This window comes from Achromobacter mucicolens, from assembly GCF_029866465.1.
In the GTDB taxonomy this organism is placed as follows: Bacteria; Pseudomonadota; Gammaproteobacteria; order Burkholderiales; family Burkholderiaceae_B; genus Achromobacter; species Achromobacter mucicolens.
This window is the reverse complement of the sequence record NZ_CP123364.1, coordinates 4,578,867-4,588,951: the sequence shown is the minus strand read 5'-3', so window position 1 is coordinate 4,588,951 and position 10,085 is coordinate 4,578,867. Positions and strand designations below refer to the sequence as shown.

At 68.0% G+C, this 10,085-nt stretch carries 2 protein-coding genes; one reads left to right on the top strand and one right to left on the bottom strand.

From position 1 onward, the window contains the following. The first annotated feature begins 236 nt into the window (after positions 1–236). Positions 237–6,332, top strand: a complete 6,096-nt coding sequence (locus QEP15_RS21045) for an autotransporter outer membrane beta-barrel domain-containing protein (protein WP_280147998.1) — start codon at positions 237–239, stop codon at positions 6,330–6,332. Between the two features lie 125 nt (positions 6,333–6,457). Here the strand turns inward: QEP15_RS21045 and QEP15_RS21040 are convergent, their stop codons facing one another. Further along, on the bottom strand, positions 6,458–9,826 hold the full coding sequence (locus tag QEP15_RS21040) for an autotransporter outer membrane beta-barrel domain-containing protein (RefSeq protein WP_280147997.1): 3,369 nt from the start codon (positions 9,824–9,826) through the stop codon (positions 6,458–6,460). Positions 9,827–10,085: the final 259 nt, after the last annotated feature.

The window sequence follows — 10,085 nt, the reverse complement described above, 5'->3', positions numbered from 1 at the left end:
GAGGCAACACGCGGGCGGACTGAAGTGCAACAGCGCTGTGCAAAGGCAAGCCTCACTGGTAAAAAACGTCCGGAGCAGAATAAATCAGAAAACTCATGCGGCCCGTTGTTACGGTTCGCGCCGAGGGGAAGACGATGGGAAAGCCGACCGCAAAGCGACCTTTGCGAGCCAGGGGCACCGCTGTTGGGACACTGGAACCGCGTCGTTCGCTGCCACGTCCCCCGGACTGGCGCGAGATGCTCTCCGTCACTGCCGTGGGGCTCGTCATGGCGCAGCCCGCTGTCGCGGCATTGAGTTGTCCTTCGGTCGACACCAATCCTTCCAACTCCACCACCTGCACCATTTCGTCCAGCCAGGGCGGGTCGGGTGCGCAGGTCAGTGTCGTCAACACTGCCAGCGCCGGCACCGGCGACAACATCGGCGGCTATGGCGGCAACTACACGGTGGTCAACAACGGCGCCGTGCTGCAGCCGAGCGTCCCGCAGGGCGGCATCTTCGTTCGCCTGACGGGCGGCATGGGGTCCAGCGACACCAGCAACAATGCGACGAACGGCGGCAACGGCGGCACCATCACCATCAACAACAACGGCGGGACGATCACCGTTCAGAACGCGCCGACCTCCAGCACCCAAGGCAGCGGACCTGGCATCTGGGCGGATTCGGGCGCGCAGTTCGGGATCTACGGCGTGTCGGTCGGGGGTATTGGCGCCAATGCCAACGAGACGGTGATTGACGGGGGCAACGGGGGCCAGGGGGGCGATGGCTCTGCCGTCACCATCACCAATAGCGGCAACGTCAGCGTCTTGAACCTGCCCTATGGCGGCGTGGGCCTCTATGGCGCCAGCATCGGCGCGACGGGCGGCAACCAGGACAATGCGGCGACGGGCGACCAGGTCGGCGGTAATGGCGGCGGAAGCAATATCGTCAATATCTCGAATTCCGGGGCAGTGTCGGTCACCGGTTCAACGTCGCGCTATGCATGGGGCATCGGCGCGGAATCCATCAGCGGCAGCGGCGGGTTGGACAACGGCAGCGGTTCCAGCGGCGGCGCGGTCAATTACTCCAATCCGACGATCATCACGAATACGGGCTCCGTGACGGTGAACGTCAGCGGGACGGCCCTGAGCAGCGTGCGCGGCCTGTATGTCCTGAGCCAGGGCGGCAACGGCACGACATCCGAGGACGGCAGCGACAACGGCGGCACCGGCGGCCAGTTTGGCGCGATGACGGTGGTGAACTCGGGTCAGGTGTCCGTGTCCAGCACCTCGACGGTGCAGCCCGCGAACCTGTCGAAGGTGTCCGGCGGGATCGTCGTGGTCGGCCTGGGCGGCAATGGCGGCATGGGTCCGCAGACGATCACCAACACCAGCGGCGAAATCGGCGGATACGGCGGCGGCAACGGCAATACGACCACCACGGTCACCCTGAACAGCGGGTCGTCGGTCACGACCTCGGGCGACTACCTGCCGGGCGTCAACGTGATCACGCAGGGCGGCAATGGTGGCGCGGGGCGCGAGGACAGCAACGGGGCGGCCGGCGGCAATGGCGGCACGGTGAACGTCACCCTGAGCGGCAATGCCACCATCAGCACCAATGGCGTGCAGTCCACCGGCATCTCGGCCAGCAGCCTGGGCGGCGCGGGCGGAGGGGTGGAGACCAGCAGCGGCATCATCGACTTCACGCCCGAAAACGCCGGCAGCGGCGGGGCCGGCGGCGCGGTGACGGTGACGACCACCGGCGGCTCCATCCAGACTTCCAACAACTATTCCATCGGCATCCTCGGCCAGTCGATGGGCGGCATTGGCGGCACGACCACGGCGAACTTCGAACTGTTCGGCAATGCCGGCGCGGATGCGGGGATTGGCGGGGCCAGCGGCTCGGTTTCCATCAACAGCCAGTCCTCGATCACGACTACCGGACAGTCCTCGCACGGCATATCGGCGCAGGCCATCGGCGGCGGCGGCGGCACGGCGGGCGTCAGCAGCGGCATCGTTGCATTGGGCGGGGCGGGCGGCACGGCGGTCGCCGGCGGCACGGTCACGATCAACCAGTCCGGCACGCTGACCACGGGCGGAACGTCGGCCATCGGGATGCTGGGCCAGTCCATCGGCGGCGGCGGCGGAGATGGCGGCGCGGCAAGCGGGGTTGCCGTGATCGGCGGGCAGGGCGGCGGCGGCGGCAACGGCGGCTCGTCCACCGTTGGCCTGAACGGCTACACCTTGACCACGGGCGGCGACCATGCGTACGGCATCGTGTCCCAGTCCATCGGCGGCGGCGGGGGAACCGGCGGGGCAGCCTCTTCCTACGACGCCGGCGTGGGCTTTGCCATGTCCGTCGCGGTGGGCGGCACGGGCGGCAACGGCGGCGCGGGCGGCAGCGCCGCGGGCAACGTGTCCAACGCCACCTTGACGACCGGTTCCTCGGGCACCACGAACGGCGATGCGCACGGCGTGGTCGTGCAGTCGATTGGCGGCGGCGGCGGGGCGGGCGGCGCGTCCGTCGCCAAGGCCCTGGCGATTGCGGTGCCAGACGAGGACGCGTCTTTTGGCGTCGCGGTCACGTTTGCCATGGGCGGGTCCGGGGCCTCGGGCGGCGCGGGCGGCACCGCGTCATCGGCCATCAACAATTCCATCCTGACCACGTATGGTCCCAATTCGCAAGGCGTCCTCGTGCAATCCATCGGCGGCGGCGGCGGGCTGGGCGGCAGCGCATCGGCCCTCTCGACGGTGGTCGGCACCGGCGATTCCGTCGGCGGCACGGTTCAGTCGTCGGTGGGGGGCAGCGGCGGATCGGGCAGCTACGGCGGCAACGCCACGCTCAGCCTGGCGGGCAGTTCCATCACCACGTGGGGAGACTCCGCGAATGCGCTGGTGCTGCAAAGCATTGGCGGCGGCGGCGGGGCGGGCGGCGTGGGTTCCGCCACGGGACGCAGCCCCAATGTGGATGCCAACGTGTCGATCACGGCCAACGTGGGCGGGATCGGCGGATCGGGCGGACAGGGCGGCACGGCATCGCTGACCGTCAATCCGGCCAGCACGATCATCACGCACGGCGATGGCGCGCGCGCCGTGCTGGTGCAGTCCATCGGCGGCGGCGGCGGGGCGTCGCAAGGCGGCCAGGTCGGGCTCGCCGTCAACAGCGAAAGCGAAGACAGCACGACCGACGTCAGGGCTACCGTGTCGGTTGGCCGCGGCGGCACCGGCGGCGGCTATGGCGGCGCCATCAACCTGAACAGCGATGGCAATGTCACCACCTATGGCGCCGATGCCGACGGCCTGCTTGTGCAGAGCATCGGCGGTTCGGGCGGGCTGGGCGGCGCGGTCGGCGGCACCAGCCAGAACAATTCCTCCGACGCGCTGGACGACTCCGGCACGACCTATCAGTTCAACGTCTCGATGGGCGGCAATGGCGGCGCGGGCGGCAATGGCGGCGCGATCGGAACGACGTCCAATGCCGCAAGCGTCGGGGCGTCCACGAATACGTACGGGGATTACGCGGACGCCGCCGTCCTGCAATCCATCGGCGGCGGCGGCGGCGCGGGTGGCGCGTCGACGGCGTCGTCCAGCATTTCGTCGTCGAACGTGTCGATTTCGGTGGGCGGCTCGGGCGGAAGCGGCGGGGCGGGCAACAGCATCGTCGCCTTCCTGAACGGCAACGGGACAAACAGCTTCAACACGGCCGGCTATGGCGCGATGGGCATCGTCTTGCAGTCGATCGGCGGCGGGGGCGGCATGGGCGCCACGGGATCGCCGCTGGCAAACGGCTCGCTGCGGGCCGGCGCGACCGGCGGCAGCGGTGGCGCGGGCGGCAGCATCACGGTCACGAGCGGCAGTTACGCGGCCATCCAGACCACCGGCGACAGCGCCTACGGCCTGGTGGCGCAGTCCATCGGCGGGGGCGGCGGCATTGCGATGGCGGGCAGCACGGCCTCGGCCGCGAATCCCGGCAGCCAGCGATTCAACCTGCATGCGGGCGGCGCGGGTGTGGCCGGCGCGGGCGGCACGCTCAATCTGTCCACCGGTCTCAATCTGAACACCCATGGCGATCGGGCCATCGGCGTCATCGCGCAATCGATCGGCGGGGGCGGCGGCATCGTGACGTCCGGCACGGCGACCGGCGTCGGCACGACGGTGCTGGGCGGCGGGAACGCCAATGCCAGCGCCGTGAACGTGGATCTGCGCTACACGCTGGCCACGCATGGCGCGGGCGCGCACGGGATCGTGGCGCAGTCCATCGCGGACGGCGGGGGCATCCTGGGCGACACGACCAAGCTGATCACCACCAGCGCGGCCGGATTCCTGCCGACCGCGTTCAGTTCAGGCACCGCCGGCAACGTGACGGTTTCCTTCGACGGCAATCTGACGACTGCGGGCGCCAACGCCTACGGCATCATCGCGCAGTCGATCGGCGGGGGCGGCGGGCTGGCTGGCGGACCGAACGCCGGCTTTGCCGGGTCGGTCAGCAGCGCCACGGGCAATTCCGGCAGCGTCACCGTGAACCAGAGCGGGACGCTCAGCGTGACGGGTCCGGATGCGACGGGCATCATGGCGCAAAGCCAGGGCGGACAAAGCGAGCAGGGCGCCACGGTCAACATCAACGGCAGCGTGTCGGGCGGCTCCAACTCCGGCAAAGGCGTGTGGATACTGAGCGGCCGGGACAACGTGGTCAACGTCAACGCAGGCGGTTCGCTCAGCGCGCTGTCCAGCACGGCGTTGACGTTCAACGGCGATTCGACCACGGCGGCGGGGTCGTTCCTCACCATCAACGACTACGGCACCATCTCCGGCAACGTCTATTGCGGCAACGGCGATTCCACCAATGCCTGCAACTACTACGTGCAGTCCGGCGGCGTGGCCAACGCGGCCACTGCGTACCAGGCCAACGTCATCAACTCGGGGCTGGTCGTGATCGGCTCGCCGGGCCAGTTCCAGACCCTGACCGTCAGCGGCAATTTCAGGCAGTCCGCCAGCGGCGTCCTGCGCGCCGACGTGGACTTCGATCAGATGCGCGCCTCGCAGATGGTGGTGCAAGGCAATGGCGACCTGAATGGCAATGTCGACGTGCTGGCCGCGACGCTGATGCCGAACCGCGAGCTGACGGTTCTGACGGTGCAGGGCGATTCGCAAGGCAGCGTGGGCGCCGTCGACAGTCCGGTCTTCGATTACGCCACGCGCCAGGTCGGCCCGTCCACGCGCATCCGCGTGGCGGGCGCCGACTTCAATGCGCCGTCGATGCAACTGAAGGCCAACCAGCGCCAGGTCGCCGATCAGCTTCAGCGTATCTGGGATGCAGGCGGCAATTCCGCCCTGGCGCCGCTTTTCGGGCAGCTGGACCAGGCTTCGCGCCAGGGGGCGGGCACGTATCGCGACCGCGTGTCCAGCCTGTCGCCGGGCGTGACGAGCGCGCCGGCGGCGCAATCGGCCGCAAACCTGGGGCATTTCACGGGCGCGATGATGTCCTGCCCCACGTTCACCGGGGTCGATGCCTTCTCGGGCGAGCAGAACTGCTACTGGGGCCAGGTCACGGGCCGCGCGACCAGCCAGGATGGCAGCAAAGGCACGGCTGGCTTTGACTACGACACGGTGACCTACCAGATTGGCGGGCAGCGCGAAGTCAGTCCAGGCTGGTTCGTCGGCGGCTCGGTGGCCTACGAAAGCAGCAAGGTGCGCGCCAACGACGGCAGCGTGCGCGGCGATGGCGACAGCGGCTACGCCGGCATGGTCGTCAAGCGCCAGGAAGGGCCGTGGGTGTTCTCGGCCGCGGTCGGCGGCGGCTATGGCGGTTATCGCATGGACCGCAACATCGACATCGCGGGATATCAGGACACCTTGACCAGCCGCCCCGACGTCTACGGCTTTAATGCACGTTTGCGCGCCGCCCGCACCTTCGCCTTCGAGAGCGTGTACGTGAAGCCGTACCTGGACTTCGACGCCAGCTATACCCGCATGCCGGGCTACAAGGAATCGGGCGCGAATCCGCTGGCCTTGTCGGTGGACGGCAGCGACCAGTTCATCCTGGGCCTGTCGCCCATGATCGAGTTCGGCGGACGCGCCAAGCTGTCCAACGGCGCGATGCTGCGGCCGTTCGTGTACGCCGGCGTGTCGTTCCTGTCCAAGGACGATTGGACGACCACCTCACGCCTGCGCGGGGCGCCCGCCGGCACGGGATCGTTCGATACGTCGCTGCCCATCGACGATGTGGTGGGCAAGGTGGGGGCGGGGCTGCACGTCATGCGCGCCGCGGGGGTCGACTTCCGGCTTCAGTACGACGGCCAGTTTTCCGAGAATGTGCGCAGCCACAGCGGCACGTTGAAGGTCATGGTGCCGTTCTGAGGCCTGCGCCAACGTCGGCTGCGTTCTGACGCTGGAAACTTCCGGGCAGAACGCGACTTGGCGCACGTTGTTCCAAAAAGAATAGGCCCACGCCATGGCGTGGGCCTATTTTCATTTACCGCGCTTTAGAACCGGTACGTCGCCTGCAGCTGGAACGTTTGTCCCGACACGTTGCCCGTGTCGAACAGCCGGTCGTAACTGGCCGTCAGATCCATGGCCTTGCTGACGGGCATCGTGAGACCCATGCCGGCAGAGAACATGCCGCGCGAGGGCGACACGCCGGGCAGCGTGAAGCCGGTGCCGTCGGTCGCCGTGGCGTGGAATGCGCGGTTGCTGTCCAGGGTTTCGTAGGCGTAGCCGACGCGGGCCTCGACGACGGCGGGCTTGTCCGGCTTCATGCTGAAGGGCAAGCCCACGACGAGCTGCGCATAGGGTTGCAGGCTGTTGAAGTCCTGCGAGCCGACATCCAGGTTCTGGCTGGTGGAGCCCGTTTCGCTGAAGCGTTCGGTGTGCAGGTACAGATAGCGCAGCCCGAGACGCGGCGTGATCGTGAGCGGGCCGGCGGCCAGCGGCAGGCTGGCTTGCAGGCCTGCCGTGATTTCCTGTGCGTCGGAGTCGCCGCGGGCCTTGCCCGGGCCGGGGAAGGACCGGCTCGTCTTGAGGAAGTCGTAGGCGGCGCCGACCGTCGCGGCGAGGGTCACGGCCCCCACGCGGCGGCTGCCATAGCCGGCGATGCGCAGGGTGTCGATTTTGCCGCTTGCCTCGTCTTCGGTCACATCGACGTGGCTATAGCCGCCCGCGACGCCCAGCGTCCAGGCGCCGACCTGCTGATCCAGGCCGGCCAGAAAGCCGTAATGGCGATCCTTGTAGCTGGGCGCGTCGTCGTTGCCGCGCACGTTGACGCTGTTGGAGACGATCTGGGCCCAGGCCTGGCGGCCGGGACGCGCGCAATTGGCGGGCGTCGCCGCGTCCGCGCAATCCTGACCCAGGCGCGCGAGCAGCGTGTCGTTCACGCGCTGGCCTTCGCGGATGGCGGCCGAGGCGACCGCGCCGAAGATCGTGGCGTTGGTGGGGGCAATGACGACAGTCCCGCCGCCAGTGTCCGTGCCGCCGCCGGTGTCGGTGCCGCCGCCGGTGTCCGTACCGCCGCCGGTATCCGTACCGCCGCCAGTATCTGTGCCGCCGCCGTTATCCGTGCCGCTGGCGGCCAGCGTGAGGGTGCTGCCGTCGGCCAGGTTCTGCACGCTTTGCGCCAGTTCGGCCGGCGCGTTGCTGGTCACGGACGCGAAACGGCCGGTGACGCTGGCCGCGTCGACGATGCGGAAGGACGTCGCGCTGTAGGTGCCCGGGCCGTACAGCACGTTCAGGGTGCCGGCCAGGGTGGCGGTGCCGCTCACCTTCAGTTGCGAAGCAGCCGTTGGGCTGACGTCGACGAACAGCGTGCCGGTCGGGGACTGCGTGTAATTGCCCAGGATCGTCAGCGTGCCGATGGAGCCGCCCGGACGCACGACGCCGTCGTTGGTCACATTGCCGCCAATGGAGCCGTGCCCGCGCAGCGTGCCGGCGCTGCCGACGGCCACGTCGCCCAGGATGCTGGCGGTGGGATGCGCGGCATCGCCGATCTCAAGCGTGCCCGCGGACACCGAGGTGCCGCCCGAGTAGGTGTTCACGCCGTTCAGTATCAGCATGCCGCTGCCGGTCTTGGCAAGCGCGCCGCTGCCGTTCAGCGTGGAATCGATGATGGCGGTGGTGTTGGCATCGACCTCGATGGCCGAGGTGGCCGCCGCCAGCCCGATGGCGTCGCCGGTGACGCGGTAGCCATCGGTGGAGAACTGCATGCCGTTCACGGCGATTGCGCCGTGGCTGGCGTCGACCGTCACGGTGCCCGCCGCGCCGCCGAACACCGGCCGCACGTCGGTCTGATCGAGCTTGCCGTTGGCGGTGCCGTCGGTCGAGGTCCAGTTCTTGCCGTTGGCCGTCCAGGTGCCGGAGCCGCCGGCAATTGTGCCGTCGGCCACGGTGTTGGCGCCGTCCCAATAGTGGGTCTGGGCATCGGGCGCGATGGTCACGGTCAGCGCGCCGTTCACGTCGCTCAGTTGGGCGAGCAGGCCGTTGTTGGTGGAAACGAAGGCCGTGTTGTTGGCATAGGTGCCGGAACCGGTTGCGCGCACGACCGTGTAGGACTGGCCATTGGCCAACCCCGTGCCGCCCAGGCTGATCGCCGCGCTGCTGATGGCCGCCGAGCCGTTCACGTCCAGGTAGCCATAGCTGCTGGTGTCGACGACATTGAAGGCCAGTCCGCCGCCGGTCTGCGAATAGTTGCCTGTGATGGTGATGGGGTTGTTGATCTGAAGGGTCGCGCCATAGTTGAGGACGGAACGGCCCACCGCAGCGATGTCGTTGTTCAGCAGCAGGTTTCCGCCCGAAAACACCAGGTTTGCGCCCGTCACCTTGATGAGGCCTTTATCGGCCACGCCCAGGCCGCCGCTCGCGCCGGTAAGGGTGCCGAAGACGTTGCCGCTGCCGCCTGCGATGGAAAGGGGGATGGCGCTGGCGGAGGTCAGGTCGCCCGCGATGAGGCCGCTGTTGGTGATCGTGCTGATATAGCTGTTGCTATCGAGCTGGATCGCCGCATTCCGGCCGGTGATGGTGCCGCTATTGGCGAGCAGGCTTACGCTGCTGGCGCGGGACAGGTAGATGCCTGCATCGAACGACCCGCCCATGGCGCTGCTGGGCGCACCCACGATCAGGCCCGTGTTGGTGATGGTGCCGGCCGTGCTGGCATCCATGAAGATGCCTGCGATGTCGCCAGAGAGGGTCCCGGAGTTCGTGAGCGTGCCTAACCGGGCGTTGTCCTGAGCCAGGATGCCTAGCTGGCCGACGATGGTCCCCTCGTTTTGCAGCGTTTCGATGGCGCCATTTTCGGTGACCACACCGAACCCCGTGAGGAAACTGCCGATCTTGGCGCTTTGCAAGGTGCCGGTGTTGGTCAGGTTGGTGATCGTTCCGCCGTCGTTCCAGATGGCTGCAATCGTGCCGCCGAAGGAACTGTTGCTGCTGATCATCCCGGCATTGCTGATCGTGGCGATGCTGCCCTCATTGAAGATCCCGGCGCGTGCGCCGGCGATGGAGCCGCCCGTGTTGTTGACCACGCTGGTGATGCTTCCAGACCCCGTATTCAGGATGCCGGCCACGGTGACGCCCGTTCCGGTGGACCAGATCAGGCCAGCGTTTTGCACCTGAGCCAGAACGGCGTCGTTCTGCATGCCCGCCAGTGTGCCAACGATGGTGCCGAGGTTCGTCAGCGTGCGGCCGGAAATGGTGCCGGAGGCGTGCAGACCGATGTCGGCGCCGGAGAGCGTGCCGGTCCCGGTGACCAAAAAGTTACCGCCCGTCCATTCGATGCAGTCGGTGGAGCCGAAGAGCGTCGTGTTGTTCCCAAATGTGAGGCACGCCGCGGCATGGACCACGCCGGGAAGCAGGCTGGCGGCCACGAGGGAAACACCCGACAGAATCTGCGTCGACCGGGCAAGCGCCGGCCTCGAGCCGGCTCGCGCGGATGCCACGGGGAAAGAGGGGGTACGTTTTTTTCGGTGTTTCAGCTTCAAGGCAAGCTCCCGCCTGGGGCGATGTCGGTTGGAATGTGCGGCAACCGTTGGAGCTATGGACTATCCGCGCGGCCGGTGCCAGGGTATGACGGCAGACAGGCGGCCTTTTGCTGGGGCGTACTATCTCACCCCGCACATTACTGGC

What these genes read in the sequence shown, in the direction of transcription:
- QEP15_RS21045 (WP_280147998.1), top strand. Translation starts at nt 237, where the DNA reads ATGCTCTCCGTCACTGCCGTGGGGCTCGTCATGGCGCAGCCCGCTGTC.